At 44.2% G+C, this 22,303-nt stretch carries 20 protein-coding genes and 1 other annotated feature; all 20 genes read left to right on the top strand.

Annotated features, from left to right (window positions below; translation table 11 throughout):
* The first annotated feature begins 156 nt into the window (after nt 1–156).
* Entirely contained in the window at nt 157–1,242 is a 1,086-nt protein-coding gene (locus A8806_RS18905) for a substrate-binding domain-containing protein (protein ID WP_181368787.1), read from the top strand.
* Nucleotides 1,243–1,320: 78 nt separating this feature from the next.
* Entirely contained in the window at nt 1,321–2,820 is a 1,500-nt protein-coding gene (locus tag A8806_RS18900) for a sugar ABC transporter ATP-binding protein (RefSeq protein WP_109732726.1), read from the top strand.
* A gap of 34 nt (nt 2,821–2,854) precedes the next feature.
* The gene (locus A8806_RS18895; RefSeq protein WP_109732725.1) at nt 2,855–3,802 is read left to right on the top strand and encodes an ABC transporter permease; all 948 of its coding nucleotides are present in this window, start codon (nt 2,855–2,857) and stop codon (nt 3,800–3,802) included.
* 64 nt (nt 3,803–3,866) lie between these two features.
* On the top strand, nt 3,867–4,871 hold the full coding sequence (locus A8806_RS18890) for a Gfo/Idh/MocA family protein (RefSeq protein ID WP_109732724.1): 1,005 nt from the start codon (nt 3,867–3,869) through the stop codon (nt 4,869–4,871).
* 6 nt (nt 4,872–4,877) lie between these two features.
* Nucleotides 4,878–5,804, top strand: a complete 927-nt coding sequence (locus tag A8806_RS18885) for a carbohydrate kinase family protein (RefSeq protein ID WP_109732723.1) — start codon at nt 4,878–4,880, stop codon at nt 5,802–5,804.
* 133 nt (nt 5,805–5,937) lie between these two features.
* Nucleotides 5,938–6,654 (top strand): sugar phosphate isomerase/epimerase family protein, encoded by a 717-nt coding sequence (locus tag A8806_RS18880; protein WP_181368786.1) that lies wholly within the window; start codon nt 5,938–5,940, stop codon nt 6,652–6,654.
* Between the two features lie 12 nt (nt 6,655–6,666).
* Nucleotides 6,667–7,524, top strand: a complete 858-nt coding sequence (locus A8806_RS18875) for a BtpA/SgcQ family protein (protein WP_207657871.1) — start codon at nt 6,667–6,669, stop codon at nt 7,522–7,524.
* Nucleotides 7,525–7,539: 15 nt separating this feature from the next.
* Nucleotides 7,540–8,994: an IMP dehydrogenase gene (gene guaB / locus A8806_RS18870; RefSeq protein WP_109732721.1), complete on the top strand. Its 1,455-nt coding sequence runs from the start codon at nt 7,540–7,542 to the stop codon at nt 8,992–8,994.
* A 230-nt stretch (nt 8,995–9,224) separates the two neighbouring features.
* Complete coding sequence (locus tag A8806_RS18865) at nt 9,225–9,986, top strand: GntR family transcriptional regulator (protein ID WP_109732720.1); 762 nt, start codon at nt 9,225–9,227, stop codon at nt 9,984–9,986.
* Nucleotides 9,987–10,086: 100 nt separating this feature from the next.
* Nucleotides 10,087–10,224, top strand: a sequence feature (ribosomal protein L10 leader region).
* A 38-nt stretch (nt 10,225–10,262) separates the two neighbouring features.
* Complete coding sequence (gene rplJ / locus A8806_RS18860) at nt 10,263–10,814, top strand: 50S ribosomal protein L10 (RefSeq protein ID WP_109732719.1); 552 nt, start codon at nt 10,263–10,265, stop codon at nt 10,812–10,814.
* A gap of 139 nt (nt 10,815–10,953) precedes the next feature.
* On the top strand, nt 10,954–11,331 hold the full coding sequence (gene rplL, locus A8806_RS18855) for a 50S ribosomal protein L7/L12 (protein ID WP_109732718.1): 378 nt from the start codon (nt 10,954–10,956) through the stop codon (nt 11,329–11,331).
* Nucleotides 11,332–11,558: 227 nt separating this feature from the next.
* Nucleotides 11,559–12,041, top strand: coding sequence for a hypothetical protein (locus A8806_RS18850; protein ID WP_181368785.1), 483 nt, complete (start codon nt 11,559–11,561; stop codon nt 12,039–12,041).
* A gap of 36 nt (nt 12,042–12,077) precedes the next feature.
* Nucleotides 12,078–13,394, top strand: a complete 1,317-nt coding sequence (locus A8806_RS18845; RefSeq protein WP_330405405.1) for a TrkH family potassium uptake protein — start codon at nt 12,078–12,080, stop codon at nt 13,392–13,394.
* A 15-nt stretch (nt 13,395–13,409) separates the two neighbouring features.
* Nucleotides 13,410–14,078 (top strand): potassium channel family protein, encoded by a 669-nt coding sequence (locus tag A8806_RS18840; protein ID WP_416388175.1) that lies wholly within the window; start codon nt 13,410–13,412, stop codon nt 14,076–14,078.
* 27 nt (nt 14,079–14,105) lie between these two features.
* Entirely contained in the window at nt 14,106–15,530 is a 1,425-nt protein-coding gene (gene pyk / locus A8806_RS18835; RefSeq protein WP_109732714.1) for a pyruvate kinase, read from the top strand.
* Between the two features lie 293 nt (nt 15,531–15,823).
* On the top strand, nt 15,824–16,945 hold the full coding sequence (locus A8806_RS18830; protein WP_109732713.1) for a GntR family transcriptional regulator: 1,122 nt from the start codon (nt 15,824–15,826) through the stop codon (nt 16,943–16,945).
* A 47-nt stretch (nt 16,946–16,992) separates the two neighbouring features.
* Nucleotides 16,993–18,597, top strand: coding sequence for a xylulokinase (locus A8806_RS18825; RefSeq protein WP_109732712.1), 1,605 nt, complete (start codon nt 16,993–16,995; stop codon nt 18,595–18,597).
* Nucleotides 18,598–18,612: 15 nt separating this feature from the next.
* A complete protein-coding gene (locus A8806_RS18820; RefSeq protein ID WP_109732711.1) occupies nt 18,613–19,299 on the top strand; it encodes an L-ribulose-5-phosphate 4-epimerase in 687 nt (228 codons plus the stop codon).
* 112 nt (nt 19,300–19,411) lie between these two features.
* A complete protein-coding gene (araA, locus tag A8806_RS18815; RefSeq protein WP_109732710.1) occupies nt 19,412–20,908 on the top strand; it encodes an L-arabinose isomerase in 1,497 nt (498 codons plus the stop codon).
* 142 nt (nt 20,909–21,050) lie between these two features.
* Entirely contained in the window at nt 21,051–22,229 is a 1,179-nt protein-coding gene (locus tag A8806_RS18810; protein ID WP_109732709.1) for a M20 family metallopeptidase, read from the top strand.
* Nucleotides 22,230–22,303: the final 74 nt, after the last annotated feature.

Here is a 22,303-nt window from a genome sequence, read left to right as displayed (position 1 = left end):
AGAAAGAGAAGTGAAACTAAAAAGTAAAATTGAAAGAGAAATTTGTTGACAATATATAATTGCTGTGATATGGTATAACCATAAAGGTTATAACGTTATATCTTTAAAAGTCATTACAATATGAAACGGGATACTATGAGTTGGAAGGAGAAGTGTATGAAAAGAAAAGCGATACAATCTGTTATAGCTGTCAGTTTAACAGCGGTATTACTTATGTGTGGCTGTGCACAAGGTGCGAAGGGAACAGACAGTAAGAAAACGGATAAGAAAGAAACGGAAAAAACTGTTAAGGCAGAAGACATTAAGATTGGGTATATAGTCAAATGTCTGAGCAACACGTTTTGGCAAACTTATCAGGAGGGAGCGGAAGCTGCTGCTGAGGAATTAGGGGTACAGATTGATATAAGGGATGTTAAGTCGGAGGATGACTATGTCGGACAATTGGACGTAGCGCGTGGAATGGTTAATCAGGACTATGATGCCATTGTTGCGGCTTCAATAACGAACACGAATCTAATACCGGCAATTGCTGATGCAAACAAAAAGGGCATCCCGTGGATTGTGGTGAGTGAACTTCAGGATGAAGAAGTCCTTAAGGAATACGATGCGAAGGTTACATGTAACTGTCGGCTAAGCTTTCATGATGAAGGAGTCATTGCCGGAGAGTATGTTGTTGATAAACTCGGGGGCGAAGGAGAAGTTGCCATTATTGAAGGGTTGACGGGTACTACGGCAACGAATGATAGAATAGCTGGATTCAAGGAGGCTCTGGAAGGAAGCGGGATTGAAATAGTTGCATCACAGCCGGCGGATTGGCTGAGAGAAGAAGCGAAGGATGTTACATTAGGAATTCTTCAGGCAAATCCTGATATTAAGGCAATATATGCTTTAAATGATACGATGGCGTTAGGGTGTGTGGCAGCACTGAATCAGGCGGAAAAATTGCAGGATGTCCTTGTAATAGGAGATGACGGAACAAATGAAGCATATGAATCAATCCAGAATAATGAAATGGCTGCCACGATTGACGGTGTTGCCTGGCAGATAGCATATTTTAGTGTTCATGCGGCAGTGAAAGCAGTTGCAGAAGGTAAAGATACTCTGGAAGATTACGATTTAACTCCCGGACTGATTACATCTGATAATGTGTCAGAGGCAATGAAAGAAGCTCCTAAGCCCGTGAAAGAGATGTTTGATATTAACAAAAACATTTATTTACCAATTGAAGGAATAAAGGAATAAGGTTCATTGAGGCAGCCGCCAGAGCTGTTTAGCATGGCTTTGGCTTGCTGCCGCGGGAACACTAGGAGGTGAAAGCATTTGCGGGATGAAGTGATGCTTAGTTTAGAGCATGTTGTTAAACAATTTCCGGGGGTAAGAGCTGTAGACGATGTATCCTTTGAAGTGAAGACAGGAGAAATACATGCCCTGTTAGGCCATAACGGTGCAGGAAAATCTACTTTAGTTAAGATTATATCTGGGGCATACAGGAAAGATTCAGGAACAATAACTCTGGATTCGGAGGAAATAAATCTGACATCACCTCAGGAGGGAATTAAAAAAGGTATCGGTATGGTATATCAGGAGCTCGATTTGATTCCAGACCTGTGTGGGGATGAAAATATTTTTTTAGGGCAAAACAGATTTAGAAACAGACTGGGGTTAATAGATGCGCAGAAGAGAAGAAAAGAAGCAGAAAAGATTATAAGTGGGTTTGGGATAGATATCGATCTGACTGTACCTGTTCGTAAACTGGGGGTTTCCAAACAACAGCTTATAGCGATCGCAAAGGCTATCAGCAGGAAAACAAAGGTATTAATTTTTGATGAACCAACGGCTGCATTAAATAATGCGGAGGCGGATCGTCTCTTTGGTATTATGAAGATGCTGGCGGGTCAGGGTGTCTCTATTATCTGGATTACGCATCGCTTGGACGAAATCCTTGAGACAGCAGACAGGGTTACGTTAATGCGGGAAGGAAGAAGAGTAACCACAAAGGCAATTGACCAGATAACAATGAAGGAGATTGTAACGGAGCTAACCGGTGTAACAGAAGAGGAGCAGATATCGTCAGTAAATATTAGTAATAAAACTGAAGAAAAGCTAATTTCATGCAATCATATTTCGTCGGGAAAGATATTCCAGGATATTTCATTTGATTTATACAGGGGAGAAGTGCTGGGCATTACAGGATTGATTGGTTGTGGTGCCACTGAAATAGCAAAGACCCTATTTGCAGTTCAGAAACTTAGCGGAGGTGAGGTTTATATTAAAGGTGAGAAGGCAGAGCCTTTCTCCCCGGAGATCGCCGCACAAAAAGGAATTGCTTTTATTTCGGAAGACCGGAAGGTAGAGGGGCTGAATCTGAAAGGGGATGTTCAGAATAATATTGTATTAACAATGAGCAGACAATGGTCGAGATTTGGCTTTCTTAATCAAAAAATGGAAAAGAAAAGTGCGGAAGAAATGGTTAAAAAGCTGGACATAAAGATATCTGATTTAGGACAGCTTGTAAACACCTTGAGCGGAGGGAACCAACAAAAGATAGTTTTGGCGAAATGGCTGCTTAAAAATGCTGAGGTTTTTGTCATGTGCGAGCCTACCAGAGGTATTGATATAGGGGCAAAGCGGGAGATACACAAAATGATTAGGAATTTAGCAGAGGAAGGGAAGGCTGTTCTGGTAGTTTCATCCGAAGTAGAGGAAATTATTGATACATGTGACCGTGTGATTATTCTGTATGATGGAAGAATTAAGGGCGAGCTGCTTTCCAAAGACTGCGTTAAAAAAAGTATGCTGGATACAATGTATGGGATTTAGTTAAAGGAGATAGGGAGAAAGGTGATGCTGAAGTATGGATACAATGAAAGATAGATTTAGGAGAATGAAAGCAAGGAATTTTCTGTTAGTAGGTTTTATAGCCGTTTTGTGGGGAGTATTGACTTTTTTGTCTCCGCATTTTATCAAAATAAGCAATCTTCTTCTTTTGTTACAGCAGTCATCCATCGTAATGGTTGCCGGAATTGGAATGACCTTTGCTATATTAACCAGTGGAATTGACTTGTCTATTGGGTCGGTAGCGGCATTGTCCAGTGTGATGTTAGGAATTGCGATTACCAAGTGGGGGATGCCGGTATACTTAGCATTGGCTATCGGACTTCTGACAGGGACTTTATTTGGAATGTTTAACGGTATACTCATCAGCTACTTCAAACTACAGCCTATGATTTGTACTTTAGGTATTATGAGTATAGCAAGGGGGCTGACATACATATTGACATCCGGCCGCTCTATTTTTGTGACGGACTCACTATTAATAAAAATAGGGAATGGAAGAATGCTAGGTGTTCCGATTATCACAATTATTGCGCTGCTTATGTTTATAATTGGTTATATAATTTTAAACTATACTTTTCTGGGAAGGTGCGTTTACTGTCTGGGCGGCAATGAAGAGGCAACCAGATTGTCAGGTATTAATACAAGAAAAATGAAAACTATAACATACTCCATATGTGGGTTTTGTGCAGCGGTGGTGGGCGTACTGTATGTCTGTACCCTGGGTGCAAGTGAGCCTACAGTTGGACAGGGGCTTGAACTAAATGCAACAGCTGTGACTGCAATAGGCGGGACCAGCCTTCTGGGAGGTGTTGGCTCTCTGGTAGGGACTGTATTTGGAGCCATACTGATAGGGACGATTAATAATGGGCTTTCAATCCTTAACATCGTATCTTATTACCAGCAGTTACTCTTAGGTGTGGTTATTATATTAGCAGTTCTGCTTGAACAGTTTAGAAAAAAATAAAAGCAGATAAGATTCTGTTTAGTAAAAATATAAAAAGTGAATTCAAATTATAAGGAGAAGAAAAATGCAAGGATTAAAATTAGGAATGATTGGCTGTGGTGTTCACGCAAAAGCAAATATATTTTCCAGTCTTCACATGATGGGATATCCAATGAAGGCTGTGTGTGCAAGACATTTAGAAAGGGCGCAGGAGGCTGCAGCACGCTTTGGAATTGATAAGGCTTTTGGGAATTATAAGGAAATGCTGGATCAGGAAGAATTAGATGCAGTTTTTGTAATAACAGAAGCGGCAAGTCAGGCAGATATCGTAAAAGAATGCCTGCAAAGGGGACTGCATGTATTTGTTGAGAAACCCCTCGGTATGAACGAACAGGAAGCTTTGGAGATAGCTGATTTGGCGGATGAGATGAATAAAAAAGTTATGGTAGGTTTTATGAAACGTTTCTCTCCTTCATATATAGCTATGAAAAGAATTATGAATAACAAGGAGGACTTCGGAACCGCTCTCTCATTTATGGGAATGTTTGCAATTACGTCAGGAAGGCCTGGATGGGATAATAATGTATTTACAAAAGTAGGGGGGATACATTATGTAGATTTGATGAGAGACTTGTTTGGGGAGGTTCAGGACATACATGGATATACGAACAGCGTTGATGTAGAGGTTGATAATATCTTTACCATGCGTTTTGACAGCGGCATGATAGGGAGCATGTTTTTTGGGGGTATCCCGGCGTGGAAGAGACATTGGGAAGAGATTTGTGTAACTGGGACGAATGGTTTTGTTAAAGTGGATAATATGATGCAGGTCCGGTACCACTTTGATAAACCTGTCAAAACAGCCGGGGCACGCTGGAAAACATTAGATGAGGAAGACACGGTGCTGGCACCGGTTAATACTTCAAGTTCCGGAGGATGGCGTGATTTATACCTGAATGGTTATGTAGGGGAGCTGGAACATTTCTTTGATTGTATAGAAAAAGATCAAAATCCTATATGTGATGCGAGGGACAACGTGAAAACGATGGCCTTATGTGATCAGATTGTCCAGTGTTTAAAAGGGAAATAAACGGTTATGTACAAGAAAAAGAAGATTGGTGTTTTAGGCAGTATCGCTTTAGATAACATATTCCATGCAGAATCCATTCCTCAAAAAGGAGAGAGGGTCCTGGGGAATTTTATGGGTAGCTGTATAGGCGGGATGGCCGCTAATCAGGCTGTGGAAGCGGCGCGGTACAGCGGAGGGATATATATAATGGGATCTGTAGGGGCGGATGATGTAGGACAGCGGATTTCCAGCTATTTAACAGAAAAAGGCTGCAATATAGAATTATTAATGAAAAATCCAAATGCGCCAACAGGGCAGACTTACATGTTTTTGGTGGATGGTAACAACGATTATTTTAGTGTTGTGAGCTTCGGTGCAAACGAGGCAGAGGTGGCCGAAAGAATAATTAAAAAGCTTGATGGGCTGGATGCTCTGCTCATTTCATTGGAAATGAATATTGATACCGTCAAAAAGGTGATGGAATATGCAAAAGTTCATGGTATTTATACATATCTTAGCTTATCACCTGCCGAAAAGTGTCTCCCGGAACTGATTAATCAAGCAGATGCATTGATTGCAAATCAAAGAGAGGCCCGGATGCTGCTTGGTATACAGGGAGACAGTCCAAAAGAAATTATGGAAGAGTTAGAAAAAAGGGAGTTTGGCAAGTGTGGTTTATGTTTGATTTCTCTTGGCGAACATGGGGCGGTGCTAAAAGAAGGTGAAAATATTTATTATGCAGAAGGCTTAAAGGTTAATCCTGTAGATCCGGTTGGTGCGGGAGATGCTTTTACCGGAGCTTTTGTAGTAAACCATGAAATGGGGATGGAGAGCTATAAGGCACTATGTTACGGATGCATTGCCGGTGCGCTTACAGTTTCCTCCGTAGGGGCGCAGGCCTCAATGCATACACCTGCAGGCGTAGAGGGCATTTATCAGGAACATTATACCTAAGAGCATATTCAAGGGGAAGATGGAACAGGGGTGTAGAAAAGCATAATAAGTTTATTATTAGAAAGGTAGTGTGGTTTGAATGAAAATAGGATGTATTTCCTGGTCCCACAGAAATAGTTTTGCAAACGGGGAAATGGATATATTTAAATGGATGGAGCATTGCAAAAATGATTGCCTGCTCGATGGGGCCGAAATTTGGAATAATCATTTCGAGAGTCTCGATGAGAGTTATCTGCAGAAAATAAAAGAAAAAGCTGCAGAACTAAACCTGCCTGTATATTCTGTTGCCACTAAATGCGTATTTGGAGGATTTAGTGATGATGAAATTAATGCAGCTAAAAGTACAATGCGTGATTGGCTGAAGGCCACCGATTATCTTGGCGCTTCTATTATGAGGATATCAGTAGGAGGGGAGAGATTAAGAGATGCAGAACGGCAAATTAAGGTATTTGACAGCATTACAGAGGTGATATGTGAAGGGGAGTATCCAGAGATTACAGTGGGAATTGAAAATCAGGAACCAGGGGTAGTCCAGAACGTGGCAGATGTGAAGAAGATGAAGGAAATAAGCGATGGAAAACTGAAAGTAATATTAGACAATGGTAGTTTCCTGGATAAAGAAGATTCATATGCATTTCTGGAAGAGGCTCTTCCAGATGCGGCTGTAGTTCATGCTAAATTTTTTGATATAAGAGAAGATGGCAGCGATAAAATTCTGGATTATGAAAAAATCAAAATGATATTGCAAAAGAAGTGTTATGATGGATATATTTCTATCGAATATGACAGTAATGAGCCGGCTGCAAGAGATGTGCCTAAGATTGCTTCGTATTTGCGGAAACTTTTATAGGAGGTGGATTCGTTGGGGAATGAGTTAGTTTACAGCAAAAGTAACAAACTGGAAGAAATGTTCCATGTAAAAAAACCAATTATTCCGACTCTGCATCTGATGTCTTTGCCGGGAGCTCCGTTCTACAAAGGAGAATCTATGGATAAGATTTTGGAATATACCATGAAAGAGGTTGATACTCTTATTGAATGTGGAGTGGACGGTTTTATTATTGAAAATCATGGAGATATACCTTTTGTAAAGCCGGATAAATTTGGGTATGAAACAGTAGCCGCGATGTCCTATCTCGGGGCAGAGATAGGAAAAAAGGTCAAGGCACATGGACTGCCGCTCGGCGTTAATTGTCTCGCTAATGCAGCAATACCTGCACTGGCAATAGCAAAGGCAATTGGCGCACAATTTGTAAGGATAAATCAATTTGTGAATGCCTATATTGCAAACGAAGGATTTGTGGAAGGGATGGCGGGAGAAGTACTGCGTTATCGCTCAGCTATTAAAGGCGATGATATTACAATATTTGCGGACGCACATGTTAAGCATGGGAGTCATGCAATCGTTGCGGACCGTTCGATTGAAGAGCAGGCTAAGGATTCGTTGTTCTTCTGTGCGGATGTATTGATTTGTACTGGCAACAGAACAGGGGATGCACCTACGGATGAAGAAATGTTAAGCATAAAAGTAAATCCGGATGTTCCGGTCATTGTAGGAAGCGGGATTACCCCTGAGAACGCAGAACGGATTATGCGTGTGGCGGACGGCGGTATTGTGGCAAGCTATTTTAAAAAGGATGGAATCTGGACGAATACGGTTGACCGCGACCGGACAATGCGCTTTATGAATAAAGTTTTTGAGATTCGTGAGAATTTGTAAAAATAAGGAGTGGTTATGGGAAAAATACTAAAAGAAGCAATCACATTTGATGATGTCCTGCTGGTACCGGAATATTCGGAAATACTGCCGTCACAGGTTGAACTGTCAACATATTTGACTAAGGATATCATGTTGAATATCCCTCTGATGAGTTCTGGAATGGATACGGTAACTGAACACCGCATGGCGATTGCTATGGCCAGACAGGGCGGCATTGGGATTATTCATAAAAATATGGACATCCAAAGACAGGCAGAAGAAATTGACAAGGTAAAGCGTTCGGAAAACGGGGTAATTGCAGATCCTTTTTACCTGTCTCCCGCGCATACACTGAAAGATGCTGAACAACTTATGAGTAAGTATAAGATTTCAGGTGTCCCAATCACACAGGGAGATAAATTAGTAGGCATCATAACAAACCGGGATTTGAAATTTGAGACAGATTATTCAAAAAAAATTTCCCAGTGCATGACTAAGGACGGGCTGATTACTGCACGGGAAGGAATCACACTTGAAGAGGCCAAACGTATTTTAGGGGAAGCAAGAAAAGAAAAACTACCGATAGTGGATGATAAATTCCGGTTAAAGGGATTGATAACTATAAAAGATATTGAAAAGGCAATTCGATACCCCAATTCTGCAAGGGATAAAACGGGCCGTTTGCTTTGCGGGGCGGCAGTTGGTGTTACCGCAAATGTTCTGGAACGGGTTGAAGCATTGGTACAGGCACAGGCCGATGTTGTGGTGGTAGATTCAGCTCATGGACATACAGCAAATGTAATTAAATGTATCAGTATGATAAAAGGTGCATTTCCAAACGTCCCGGTTATTGCAGGAAATGTAGTGACTTCGGAAGCTGTTAAAATGCTGGTTGAGGCAGGAGCAGATGCTGTAAAGGTAGGGATAGGGCCGGGGTCTATTTGTACAACCAGAATAGTGGCCGGCATAGGTGTTCCCCAAATTACTGCTATAATGGATTGCTATGAAATGGCAAAAAAATATCAGGTGCCATTAATTGCAGACGGCGGTATTAAGTATTCCGGGGATATTGTGAAGGCAATTGCTGCCGGGGCTAATGTGTGTATGATGGGAAGTCTGTTAGCGGGGTGTGATGAAAGTCCGGGAGAATTTGAACTGTATCAAGGAAGGAAATATAAAGTCTATCGTGGTATGGGCTCAATAGCAGGAATGGAGAACGGGGGAAAAGATCGTTATTTTCAGCAGGATGCAAAAAAACTGGTTCCGGAGGGAGTAGAAGGGCGAGTTGCATATCGCGGAATGCTGGAAGATACAGTTTACCAATTGCTGGGAGGAATCAAGTCAGGTATGGGATACTGTGGAACTAAGACAATCCAGGAATTAAAAGTAAAGGGAAGATTTGTAAAGATATCTCCGGCATCATTAAAGGAAAGCCACCCACATGATATTAATATTACAAAAGAAGCACCAAACTATTGTTGTACAGAATAACAAAGGAAAGGCAGTAGCTGTCTATGGTCAGGTCTGTAGACAGTAACGCCACCTGATAATGTTTTAGAACCCGTAAGGCTGCCAATATTTGTAAAATCAGTCTATCATTTTAAAATAAACTTTGTTATAATATTTTAAGTTATATCGTATGTTGATTTTCCTGATAATGTGATAACTTAGTCTCGAATCGATTGGTTTTTACATTTAGGCAGCATGAAAGGAATGTGAAAATGAATATTAATCCTGATTCAAAAGTTCCATTGTACCTACAGCTAAAAGAATATATTTTAGAGAAGATTAAAAATAACGAATGGACAGTTGGAGAAAAACTTCCTACAGAAACGGAGTTACAGGAGTTACTGGGGATTTCCCGGATTACGGTGAGACATGCATTTGAATTGCTGGAGAATGAAGGCTATGTTGTAAAAAAACGTGCAAAGGGGACCTTTGTCGCTCCCCCAAAATTCTCATATCATCTGCCTAAGCTTACTAGTTTTTCAGAAGATATTATACAGAAAAATTGCATACCGGGTTCAAAGACAATCACATTGGAAGTTTTGTCTAATCCTGCAATAGCTGCACAAATGGAAGTGCCTGATGTAACTCCACTGATGCATATTGTAAGGCTGCGTACTGTCAATAGCATTGTAATGAGTATGCATGACAGCTACTATAATTTGAATATCCTTGACAGTAATATCATGATTAAAAGCATTACTTCAGGCTCTTTGCAGGAGCAATTGGATAATCAGTCAATTTCATTATATAGTATTTTGGAGAAGGAACATCATATTATCATTGATTGTGCAGATGAATCTTTGAAAGCAATATCGTGTCCTCCTGAGATAGCAGAACGGTTAGAGATTTCTGTGGATGATCCTTTACTGTATCTGGAACGTAAGACATATACGTCGGATGGTGACGTACTTGAATTTTCGAAAATGTATAATCGGGCTGATATATATAATTATACAATTCGTTTGACCAGATAAACTGAAATAGGGAATATGGGAAATAATTATTTTAAAACATCAATTAATTATCAATAAATTGGTGGAAACTTATTGACAAGTGTATAGATTAGTGTTAATCTATTAAAGCAATTAACTGCCGAAGACAGCAGGTGCCGTAAGGCATAAGTTATGAACGCCTGCCGAGGAAGATCAGAATTCTTAATATGAATTTGTGAGCTTTCGTGTTTTCGGGCATGGAAGCTTTTTTATTTTTGGCAGTACACGCACAAATAAAATAAGGAGGTGTACCAGAACGTGGCAAAAGTTGAATTAAAACAACCAATCGTTGAGGCAATTTCAGAAGAGATCAAAGACGCTCAGTCAGTTGTTCTTGTTGACTACCGTGGATTAACAGTAGCTCAGGACACAGAACTTCGTAAACAACTTAGAGAAGCAGGTGTCGTTTACAAAGTTTACAAGAACACCATGATGAAGAGAGCTTTTGAAGGAACTGAATTCGAAGGACTTACTGATTGTCTTGAAGGACCAAGCGCAATCGCTATTTCCAAAGATGACGCAACAGCACCGGCAAGAATTATCTGCAAGTTTGCTAAGACAGCAGACAAGCTTGAATTAAAGGGCGGTGTCGTTGAAGGAACAGTCTATGATGTTGCTGGATTAACAGAAGTGTCAAAGATCCCTTCAAGAGAAGAATTACTTTCCAGATTACTTGGAAGTATGCAGTCACCTATCACCAATTTTGCTCGTGTTATTAAGCAGATTGCAGAGCAGGGCGGTGAAGCAGCTCCTGCAGAAGCAGCAGAGGAAGCTCCGGCTGTAGAAGCAGCAGAGACACCGGCTGAGTAAGCCGGGACAGAATTCCAGGGGCATAAGCCTGAGGGATTAAGGTTTACCTCATTGAACCGTCAAGGTACAATAAGTAATAAGAAACTAAAATAAGAGGATGAGAATAATCCTGAAATAATCTAAAATGGAGGATATAAAAATGGCTAAATTGACAACAGCTGAAATGATCGAAGCGATCAAAGAGTTATCAGTATTAGAATTAAATGAATTAGTAAAAGCTTGTGAAGAAGAATTTGGTGTATCTGCAGCAGCAGGTGTTGTAGTTGCAGCAGCAGCTGGAGACGGAGCAGGCGCAGCAGAAGAGAAAGATGAGTTTGACGTAGAGTTAGTATCAGCAGGTGCTTCTAAGGTTAAAGTTATCAAAGTTGTTCGTGAAGTAACAGGACTTGGATTAAAAGAAGCTAAAGACTTAGTAGACGGAGCTCCTAAGGTAATTAAGGAAGGCGTTTCTAAGGCAGAAGCTGAAGAACTGAAAGCTAAACTTGTAGAGCAGGGAGCAGAAGTTAACCTGAAATAATTCAGGCACTTTTGTATAAAGCGCAAAAACATAGTACTGCAGAGGGATGAACCTTCTGTGGTACTTTTTTTATACAGGAAATTCCTATCTAAAAAGCCGTGTTAAGGTTTCGCTCAGATTTTGGATATAAAATTGACGCCTGTCACCTTCCGCCCTATAATGCATATAACTATTAAGAGCGAGAGGTATGGACCTGAAGTATGTGTATCCGGGCAGAGGTGAATCAAATGAAGAATAAGGCAGAAAACAGGACGGCTTATAGCGTGGGCCGGTTGGTTTTAGTTTTATTTTTCACAGTTTTTATTATGAATGGTTTATATCATTCGGTTACGCTGATCGAGGCTGGAATCAGCATGCGACAGGGTGGTTGTTCCGAAGCTGGTGTGCATGCCGGAGTCAGTGCGGATGCAATACAGGAAGCGGGGGCACAGGTACTGTGTGCTGCGGGCCATTCTTCAGATAATTTCATTTCAGAGCAGAGATCAGGGATCTCTGTTTTTTCAGCGCTCCGTAAACAAGATTCTGTGTTTTGGGACGCAAGACTCTACATTGACTCTTTTTTGTCTGTTTTATTCAAAATAGCTGTTATCCCATGCGTAATTTTTCTTTTATGCCATTTTGCGAAAAACGTGTATATGTTCCTGCGTCGGATTAACTGCGGATTTATCCACCGGCAGGATGGAAAGAAAAGGATGGCCCTTTCCATTTGATTTTATAATATAGATATGAAAGGGAGCGTTATTATTTTGAATGTAATATTGCAGGGTGGGAAAAACTTTTTTAAAAATCAGTCACCGGCCAGACTCATTACGCTTGGGTTTGCATTTGTTATCCTTGCGGGAACAATACTTTTGAAACTGCCAGTGTCTGTCAGGGACGGGGCCGGGGTGAGCTGGATTGATGCGCTGTTTACATCAACAAGTGCTGTTTGCGTAACTGGCCTGATTGCCATAGACACGGCAGAGCATTTTACGGTGTTCGGGCGTACGGTTGTTGCCGTGCTGATACAGATAGGCGGACTGGGTGTGACATCTGTGGGTGTCGGCATTATTCTTGCGGCAGGGAAACGGATTGGTTTCAAAGAACGGCTTCTGGTAAAAGAGGCCCTGAATGTGAACGGGTTTAAAGGGATGGTCGTCCTTGTAAAGTATGTTCTCATCATGACATTGTGTTTTGAAACGGCAGGGACTATTCTGAGCTATCTTGTGTTCGTGCAGAAGTATTCGCCGTTGGATGCGCTGGGGATCAGCATGTTTCATTCTGTAGCGGCGTTTAATAATTCCGGGTTTGATATTCTGGGCGGTCTTAAGAACCTGATTCCGTATCAGGATAATGTACTTTTGAATCTGACAACATGCGGTCTGATTATATTTGGAGGCCTTGGGTTCCTGGTTATTCTGGACATTATCCGGAACCGGTGTTTTAAGAAACTGTGCCTCCATTCGAAAGCCGTAATCGTGACAAGCATTGCCCTGATTGTAACCGGTACGGTACTTCTGAAATGTACGGAAAATATAACATGGCTGGGTGCCTTTTTCCAGAGTGTTTCGGCCAGAACAGCCGGGTTCTCCACATACCCAATCGGAAATTTTACTTCGGCCGGGCTTTTTATCCTGACGATCCTGATGTTTATCGGCGCTTCGCCCGGGTCTACAGGAGGAGGTATCAAAACGAGTACACTGTTTGTACTGCTCAATAGTGTGAAAAGTACAGCAACGAACCAGCACTGTACTGCATTCAGGAGGAAGATTCCTGATAAAGTGGTATTTAAAGCATTTATGATTACTTTTTTATCACTCATGGTTGTCAGTATTTCCACACTCGTGATGTGTGTGCTGGAGCCGGAATATTCATTCCTGCAGCTTCTTTTTGAATGCACATCTGCATTTGGAACTGTAGGGCTTTCGACGGGGATTACACCGGATTTAGGCACCGCCGGGAAACTGGTCATAATTCTGACAATGTTCATCGGGCGGCTCGGGACTCTCACGATTATTACGATGTGGAGCTTTAAGCAGCCGGCTAATGCGGTGTATACGGAGGAAAATATAACAATTGGTTAGGAGATGGAGATCATGTTGAAAGAGGAATTATCAGAAAGTTATGGTATTATAGGTTTAGGAAGGTTTGGCACAGCACTTGCAGAAAAACTGGCGGAGGCGGGCCGTGAGGTGATTGTAGTAGACCGCAATGAGAATAAAGTAAAGGAACTTCGGAACTATACGGATTTTGCTTATGTCGCGGATGAATTGACGAAAGAAGTTCTGGAGGAAATCGGGATCCAGAATTGTGATACGGTGATTGTCTGTATCGGAGAGAAGATCGACACAAGCATTCTTGTAACGCTGAACGTGGTGAATCTGGGTGTAAAGAGGGTGATTGCCAAGGCAATCAGCAAGGACCAGGGGGAGGTGTTGGAGAAGATCGGGGCAGAAGTTGTTTATCCGGAAAAAGATATGGCGTTAAGGCTTGCGAAGAAAATGCTCGTCAGCAGTGTGATGGACTCCATTTCCCTGAATAATAATGTAGAGATTTCGGAAGTGATGGTACCAGTCAGGATGATCGGGAAAAGCCTGCAGGAGCTTCGTTTCCGCCAGAGATATGGATTGAATATCATAGCGGTTGAGCATGCGGGGAAAACGGAAACAGAGGTTGAGCCGGAGTACGTTTTTAATAAGGGTGATGTACTCGTAGTCATAGGAAAGTCAGAAAACGTAAGTAAGTTTGAGGGAATCCTCCTCGCATAAGGCGAGAAGGAGAAAGGAGGAATTGTGATGCGCAGAACAAAAATTATTTGTACACTGGGACCAGCGACAGATGGTGAGGGTGTGCTGGAACAGCTGGCGGAAGGCGGTATGGATGTAGCCAGATTCAACTTCTCACACGGAACACATCAGGAACAGAAGGTGCGCCTTGACAAGCTCAAGGAAATCAGGGAACGCCTAGACAGGCCGATTGCCGCGCTTTTGGACACTAAGGGGCCGGAAATACGTCTGTGTACGTTTCGGAATGGGAAGGAAGAACTGACCGAGGGGCAGGAGTTCATTTTAACATCAAAAGAAACAGAAGGGACGGACCATATTGTTTCCGTCACTTATTCCGGGCTGTACCGGGATGTGAAACCCGGCGACAGTATTTTGATAGATGACGGCCTGGTAGGCCTGTGCGTAGAAAAAATAGAAGGAGAAGAGGTGCACTGCCGGGTAATCAACGGGGGAATGGTGTCTGACCATAAAGGGGTGAATCTCCCGGGGGTGGAGGTGAATATGCCGTTTATCAGCCAGAAGGACAGGGAAGATATCTTGTTTGGCATTCAGGAGGGGTTTGATTTTATCGCTGCATCCTTTACCCGCAGTGCAGAGGATATACGGCAGATACGGAAGATTCTTAAAGAGAATGGCGGGGATTCCATTAATATTATTGCAAAAATAGAGAACCAGCAGGGCGTTGACAACATAGAAAGCATCATCGGGGCGGCTGACGGAATCATGATTGCCAGAGGGGATATGGGTGTGGAGGTCCCGCTGGAGGATGTACCGGTCATTCAGAAATCCATCATAGGAAAGGTCTACAATTCCGGGAAACAGGTGATAACAGCGACGCAGATGCTGGATTCCATGATGAAGAATCCCCGGCCAACAAGGGCAGAGACGACGGACGTGGCGAATGCCATTTATCAGGGTACAAGTGCCATCATGCTTTCCGGAGAAACGGCAGCGGGAAAATATCCAGTGGAGGCGCTGCGCACGATGGTGAAGATAGCGGTCCGCACCGAAAGCGATATTGATTACAACCAGTTGTTCAGCATCCGCAGCAAGGAGAGCCGGTCTGATATGACGACTGCAATATCCCATGCCACGTGCATGACTGCGATTGACCTGAAAGCAAAGGCAATCATCACAGTGAGCAAATCAGGACATACCGCGCGCATGATTTCAAAATACCGTCCGGGCTGTATGATCGTGGGCTGTACACCGGATGAACATACTTACAGGCAGCTGAATCTGTCATGGGGGGTCCTGCCGGTCAGGATCCGGGAAGAATATAGTATGGAGATTTTGTTTTTGCATGCCACGGAGGCGGCGGAGAAGAAAGGTTATGTAGAAAACGGCGAGGTTGTTGTGCTGACTGCCGGGGTACCGCTTGGAAAGTCCGGGAATACAAATCTGCTGAAGACGACGCTGGTCGGAGAGTATTAAGAGGCGTGGCAATTGAAAAAGCGAATATGGAATTAAAAAGCCCTTGGAAGAGAGCCTTTTTAGCAGATTTTATGTTATCTCTGCAGGAAAGGTTCTCTTTGTGTTTGTGGGATAGAAACAAAGTTGTATATACACAACTTATGACATTTTGTTCACGAATTACAAAAAATGAGCAAAAAGTTGTATGTACATTTGTCGAACAATCCGTCTTGAATTTGGCAGGGCTGTATAGTACAGTAGTAGTAAAGAAGTTTGGATGAAATACCATTCAAAAGACGCAAGGAGCAGTTTTTATGGCGGAAGAAAAAGCAAAATATGAAGAGATCGCCGACTGTATCATGGAAGAGGTAAGGGCAGGGACCTTGCAGCCCGGGGAGAAGATCTATTCTGAAAATGAACTGGTTGCCATGTTTGGCGTGAGCCGTCAGACAGCCCGGCATGCGGTATCCGTACTGGAACAACGGGGGATTGTGAGACGGAAGCGTGGAAGTGGGACTTACATCAGCGGGGGAGAAAAAACGGGCAGGTCCGGCAGGACGATGCGGATCGCAATCATGACAACCTACGTGGATGAGTACATTTTCCCGAGTATGCTTAAAGAGATGGAGGGACGGCTTTCCCTGGCAGGATATGCACTGCAGATCGCGTTTACCCATAACACGGTTGAGAAAGAACGCATGATACTGAAAGGTTTCCTGAAAGAAGGTACAGTCGACGGGATTATCGCAGAGCCGACGAAAAGCGGCCTGCCGAATCCAAATCTGGAGATTTACCGGGAACTGGAGCGGAAGAATATTCCGGTGCTGTTTTTGAATAGTTCTTATCCGGAGCTGGATGCGGTACATGTGAGTCTGGATGATTATCTGGCGGGGAAGATGGTGACGGAACACCTGCTGCAGTGCGGTCACCGGAAGATAGCCGGCATTTTCAAATCAGACGACGGCCAGGGGCATAAGCGCTATGCCGGTTATATGGACGCGCTGATGGAGCAGGAGATTAAAGTGAAAGGCACACGGATTGCATGGTTCGATACATGTGAACTGAAAGAAATGAAGGAAGATGCCGCAAGATATTTAAGAAGGATTTCGAATTGTACGGCCTGTGTCTGTTACAACGATGAAGTGGCCAGCCAGCTGGTAGGCATCTGTAAAGAGGCGGGGGTTCGAATTCCGGAGGATCTTTCTATCGTAGGAATCGATAATTCCGATCTGGCGGGAAGATGTGAGATTCCGCTGACCTCGGCCCGGAACCCGGTGAAGGAACTGGCGGGGATTGCAGCAGCCAGGATGCTGGAAATGCTGCAGGGATCGTGCGGGGAAGAGAGTGTGGAACTAAAGCCGGAACTGGTAATCCGTAAGTCAGTCCGTATTCTCACAGAACCTGAAGAACTGGGTACGGCAGCCCGCAGTGAATAATAGGAAGCAAATAACAAATTTAAATAATTTAAGCAGGAGGAAAGCATATGAGTGATTTAAACAATGTGAAAAATGAAATTCTGGAGGGCAGCACAACGCTCGGTATTGAATTTGGATCAACAAGGATCAAGGCTGTTCTGATCGGTACGGACTTTACACCGATCGCATCCGGGAGTCATGACTGGGAGAACCGCTATGACAATGGTGTCTGGACCTACACAATGGAGGATGTATGGGAAGGTCTTCAGGACTGCTACAGGAAGATGAAGGAAGACGTTAAGGAGAAGTATGGTGTTACATTAAAACGTACGAAATCAATGGGATTCAGTGCCATGATGCATGGTTATCTCGCATTTGATAAAAACGGAAAACAGCTTGTCCCGTTCAGAACATGGAGAAACACGATTACAGGTGAGGCGGCAGCGAAGCTGACAGAACTCTTCCAGTATAACATTCCGCAGCGCTGGAGCATTGCACATCTGTATCAGGCGGTTTTAAACGGGGAAGAGCACGTGAAAGATCTTGATTTTATCACAACACTGTCTGGATATGTTCACTGGCGCCTGACAGGGAAGAAGGTTTTGGGTGTCGGCGACGCCTCCGGAATGTTCCCGATTGATACACAGAAAAAGGACTTCCAGGCAGACATGCTGGAGAAATTTGACACCCTTGTATCTGAGAAAGGATATCCGTGGAAAGTGAAAGAACTGCTACCAGAAGTTCTTGTGGCAGGGGAAGATGCAGGATGCCTCACAGAGGAAGGCGTGAAACTTCTCGACCCGGACGGGGACCTGGAGGCAGGGATACCAGTATGCCCGCCGGAGGGGGATGCGGGAACAGGCATGGCAGCTACGAACAGTGTGGCGGTCCGCACAGGAAATGTATCCGCTGGAACATCCGTATTTGCAATGATCGTATTAGAAAAAGAGCTTTCTAAAGTATACACAGAGATTGATATGGTTACCACGCCGTCAGGCGATCTGGTTGCGATGTCACATGCGAACAACTGTACTTCAGACCTGAATGCGTGGGTCGGGTTATTCAAAGAATTTGCAGAAGCATTCGGCATGGAAGTTGACATGAACCAGTTATTCTCAGTTCTCTACAACAAGGCACTGGAAGGAGACCCGGAATGCGGCGGTTTGTTATCCTACGGATATTATTCGGGAGAGAATATCATTGAATTAGATGAGGGTCGCCCATTGTTTGTCCGTATGCCTGACAGCAGATTTAACCTTGCAAACTTCATGAGAGTGCACCTGTTTGCAGCGCTTGGTGCCCTGAAAGTGGGAATGGATATTCTGACAAAGGAAGAGTATATCAAGATTGACAAGATATTAGGTCATGGCGGCCTGTTTAAGACAAAAGGCGTCGGACAGAGAATCATGGCGGCTGCGATGAACGCACCTGTTTCCGTCATGGAGACGGCCGGGGAAGGCGGAGCATGGGGGATTGCCCTTTTGGCAGCTTATAGCGTGTGGAAAGAGGATAAGGAGACACTGGACCACTACCTGTCCGAAAAAGTATTTGGCGGCAACGAAGGTACAAAGATGGAGCCGGATGCAAAAGACGTGGAAGGATTTGAGACCTTTATTGAAAGATATAAAAACGGGCTTGACATTGAACGTTCCGCAGTTCTTAACATGAAATAGCAGGAGGAGACAAAGATGCTGGAAAAATTAAAACAGGAAGTATACGAGGCGAACATGCTGCTCCCGAAATACGGACTGGTAACATTCACGTGGGGCAATGTCAGCGGGCTGGATGCGGAATCCAAACTTTTCGTAATCAAGCCGAGCGGCGTCGAATATGACAGGCTAACCCCTGACGATATGGTAGTCATGGACCTTGGCGGGAACAAGGTGGAAGGAAAGTACAACCCGTCATCCGATACCGAGACCCATATCGAGCTTTACAAAGCATTTCCCGGGATTGGGGGAATCGTACATACACACTCCGCATGGGCGACAAGCTGGGCCCAGGCCGGAAGAGGAATCCCCTGCTACGGGACTACACAGGCGGATTATATGTACGGAGAGGTTCCGTGTGTAAGGAATCTGACAAAAGAAGAAATTGACGAAGCATACGAAAAAAACACGGGAGTTCTAATAGTAGATTACTTTAAGGACAAAGATTATATCGCCGTTCCCGCCGTACTGTGCAAGAACCACGGTCCGTTTACATGGGGCAGGGATGCACATGAGGCGGTGCATAATGCGGTTGTATTGGAAGAAGTGGCTAAAATGGCGGCCCGCACCGAAATGATCAATCCGGATGTGAAGCCGGCTCCACAGGAACTTCAGGATAAACACTATTATAGAAAACACGGGGCGAACGCATACTACGGACAATAAATACAGACAATTCTGAAAACGGAGGGCAAGGGGGTCAGACCCCTCTTCAGAGGGGTCTGACCCCCTTGCTCCCGAAAGTCTGAATATTCAGAAATTTAGGAGGATGAAAGAAATGCAGCAGAAACAGTACAAATTTTGGTTTTGCACAGGATCACAGGATTTATATGGGGATGAGTGTCTTGCACATGTTGCGGAACATTCTAAACAGATTGTGGAATCGCTGAATGATTCCGGGATGCTTCCGTATGAGGTAGTATGGAGACCGACTCTCATTACGAATGAGCTGATTAGGAAGACATTCAACGAGGCGAATACAGATGAAAGCTGTGCGGGTGTGATTACATGGATGCACACGTTCTCGCCTGCGAAGTCATGGATTCTCGGACTTCAGGAGTACAGGAAACCTCTGCTCCATCTGCATACGCAGTTCAATCAGGAAATCCCGTATGATACGATTGATATGGATTTTATGAATGAAAACCAGTCAGCACATGGTGACAGGGAGTATGGCCATATCTTCAGCCGACTCCAAATGGAGAGAAAAGTGATCGTAGGATTCTGGGGTGACAAGGCAGTGCAGGCAGAGATCGGTTCCTGGATGCGTACTGCGGTTGGTGTGATCGAGAGCAGCCATATCCGCGTGATGCGTATTGCGGATAACATGAGAAATGTTGCTGTTACAGAAGGTGACAAAGTGGAGGCCCAGATTAAGTTCGGCTGGGAAGTCGATGCATACCCGGTTAATGAGATTGCCGAAGCTGTGGCGCAGGTATCTCAGGCAGACATTAATGCACTTGTAGAAGAGTACTATGATAAATACGAAATTCTTCTGGAAGGAAGAGACGAAAAGGAATTCAGAGAGCATGTAGCCGTACAGGCAGGTATTGAAATCGGATTCGAAAGGTTCCTGACGGAGAAAAACTATCAGGCAATCGTTACACATTTTGGTGACCTTGGAAGCCTGAAACAGCTTCCGGGACTTGCAATCCAGCGGCTGATGGAAAAAGGCTACGGCTTCGGAGGAGAAGGTGACTGGAAGACAGCTGCTATGGTACGTGTCATGAAGATCATGACAGAGGGAATGAAGGACGCAAAGGGTACCTCCTTTATGGAAGACTATACATATAATCTGGTACCGGGCAAGGAAGGAATCCTCCAGGCACACATGCTGGAAGTGTGCCCGACGATCGCAGACGGCCCTGTCAGCATCAAGGCACAGCCTCTTAGCATGGGTGACAGAGAAGATCCTGCCCGCCTTGTGTTTACTGCAAAAGAAGGACCTGCGATTGCAACTTCACTGATCGATCTTGGGGACAGATTCCGTCTCATCATTAACGACGTAGACTGTAAAAAGACAGAGAAACCAATGCCGAAATTACCGGTAGCGACAGCGTTCTGGACGCCGCAGCCGAATCTGAAGACAGGTGCACAGGCATGGATACTGGCAGGCGGGGCACACCATACGGCATTCTCCTATGACCTGACAGCAGAACAGATGGGAGACTGGGCGGCAGCAATGGGTATCGAGGCTGTTTATATTGATAAAGACACAACCATCCGTCAGTTTAAGAATGAATTGTTCTGGAATGCAGCAGCATTCAGAAGATAAAGCTATATAGCAGCCGGGATCCCGGCAGAAAGCAGGCAGGAGTAAAACCCTGTCTGTTTTTTACTGCAAAGGCCCGCCTTTCATTGCAGGGGCGGCCGTGTTATACTATAGAAACAGTTGATTATCAGGAGAGTGATATAAAATGAATACAACCATCTTTGACGCAGTAACATTAACACAGCAGCTGATTCGCATAGAGAGCACCAATCCAGGGACCTATGAGGGGGAAATAGGCACCTTCATATCTGATTATCTGAAGGGAGCAGGCGTTGAACCAGAGCGTTCTGAAGGAGAAGACGGCCGCTTTAATATCAGGGCGGTAATAAAAGGGCGTAAGAAAACACCGGCGCTTGTTTTTATCTGTCATATGGATACAGTAGTCACAGGAGATGGATGGAAAAAAAATCCATTTTCCGGGGAGATTCAGGACGGCAGGATTTATGGAAGAGGTGCATGCGACATGAAATCTGGTCTGGCGTGTGCGCTCACGGTTTTTGCGGAAATGGCACGGGTGGTAAAAGAGGGCGCTGTCGTGCCTGAATACCCGCTCATGTTTATCGGAACATCCGATGAGGAAGGGGACATGACGGGGGTGGAAAGAGTGGTTGCTGAACAGTGGGTGACAAAGAATGACTGGATCGTGGATATGGAGCCCACTGACGGGAACATCCAGATGTCCCACAAGGGTCGGACATGGTTTGAAGTGGAAGTAAAGGGCGTGACCGCACATGCAAGTATGCCGGAAAAGGGGGCGGACGCCATTGCGGGAATGGCAGCTGTACTTACTTATATAAGAAGTAAAATAAAAAAATGCCCTGTACACGAAGAACTCGGGCCTTCTACCGTCACCTTCGGGCAGATTGGCGGCGGGTACAGCCCCTACGTTGTTCCAGACAGCTGCAGGGCAACGATTGATATGCGGCTGGTCCCGCCGATGAACACGGAAAAAGCGGCAGACCTGGTACAGTCGGCCATCCGCTACGGAGAAGAACAGGTGCCCGGTGTACATGGAAGCTATAGAATCACTGGTGACAGGCCGAGCTTGGAGACACATGAAGATTCAGTCCTCTTGAAAGAGCTGGAAAAGGCAGTGGAGGAAACGACGAAAACGCCCCCCGGGATCACTGTATTTCCTGGTTATACGGACACGGCGGTTATTGCCGGAAAGCTTGGAAACAGGAACTGTATGTCCTACGGGCCGGGCAGTTTACAGCAGGCCCATAAGCCGGATGAGTTCGTTAATACCACAGAAATCGACAGATGTCAAGAGGTTTTTCGGAAATTAGTAAGAAATATGTTGACAGCAGGAAGAGCTTTGTGATATAGTAAAAAATGCACTATTGTGGAAAGGTATGCCATTATAGTGACGATTTACTGTCACAGGGCTCTTTCCCG

Origin of the sequence: Faecalicatena orotica (genome assembly GCF_003149245.1) — a bacterium.
Taxonomy (GTDB): domain Bacteria; phylum Bacillota; class Clostridia; order Lachnospirales; family Lachnospiraceae; genus Faecalicatena_A; species Faecalicatena_A orotica.
This window is presented reverse-complemented; position numbering and strand designations above follow the sequence as displayed.

Coding starts and splice junctions, on each gene's coding strand:
- rplL (WP_109732718.1), top strand. CDS start 10,954: ATGGCTAAATTGACAACAGCTGAAATGATCGAAGCGATCAAAGAGTTA.
- araA (WP_109732710.1), top strand. CDS start 19,412: ATGCAGCAGAAACAGTACAAATTTTGGTTTTGCACAGGATCACAGGAT.
- A8806_RS18820 (WP_109732711.1), top strand. CDS start 18,613: ATGCTGGAAAAATTAAAACAGGAAGTATACGAGGCGAACATGCTGCTC.
- guaB (WP_109732721.1), top strand. CDS start 7,540: ATGGGAAAAATACTAAAAGAAGCAATCACATTTGATGATGTCCTGCTG.
- A8806_RS18825 (WP_109732712.1), top strand. CDS start 16,993: ATGAGTGATTTAAACAATGTGAAAAATGAAATTCTGGAGGGCAGCACA.
- A8806_RS18865 (WP_109732720.1), top strand. CDS start 9,225: ATGAATATTAATCCTGATTCAAAAGTTCCATTGTACCTACAGCTAAAA.
- A8806_RS18885 (WP_109732723.1), top strand. CDS start 4,878: ATGTACAAGAAAAAGAAGATTGGTGTTTTAGGCAGTATCGCTTTAGAT.
- A8806_RS18810 (WP_109732709.1), top strand. CDS start 21,051: ATGAATACAACCATCTTTGACGCAGTAACATTAACACAGCAGCTGATT.
- A8806_RS18850 (WP_181368785.1), top strand. CDS start 11,559: ATGAAGAATAAGGCAGAAAACAGGACGGCTTATAGCGTGGGCCGGTTG.
- A8806_RS18880 (WP_181368786.1), top strand. CDS start 5,938: ATGGATATATTTAAATGGATGGAGCATTGCAAAAATGATTGCCTGCTC.
- A8806_RS18830 (WP_109732713.1), top strand. CDS start 15,824: ATGGCGGAAGAAAAAGCAAAATATGAAGAGATCGCCGACTGTATCATG.
- A8806_RS18895 (WP_109732725.1), top strand. CDS start 2,855: ATGGATACAATGAAAGATAGATTTAGGAGAATGAAAGCAAGGAATTTT.
- pyk (WP_109732714.1), top strand. CDS start 14,106: ATGCGCAGAACAAAAATTATTTGTACACTGGGACCAGCGACAGATGGT.
- A8806_RS18890 (WP_109732724.1), top strand. CDS start 3,867: ATGCAAGGATTAAAATTAGGAATGATTGGCTGTGGTGTTCACGCAAAA.
- A8806_RS18905 (WP_181368787.1), top strand. CDS start 157: ATGAAAAGAAAAGCGATACAATCTGTTATAGCTGTCAGTTTAACAGCG.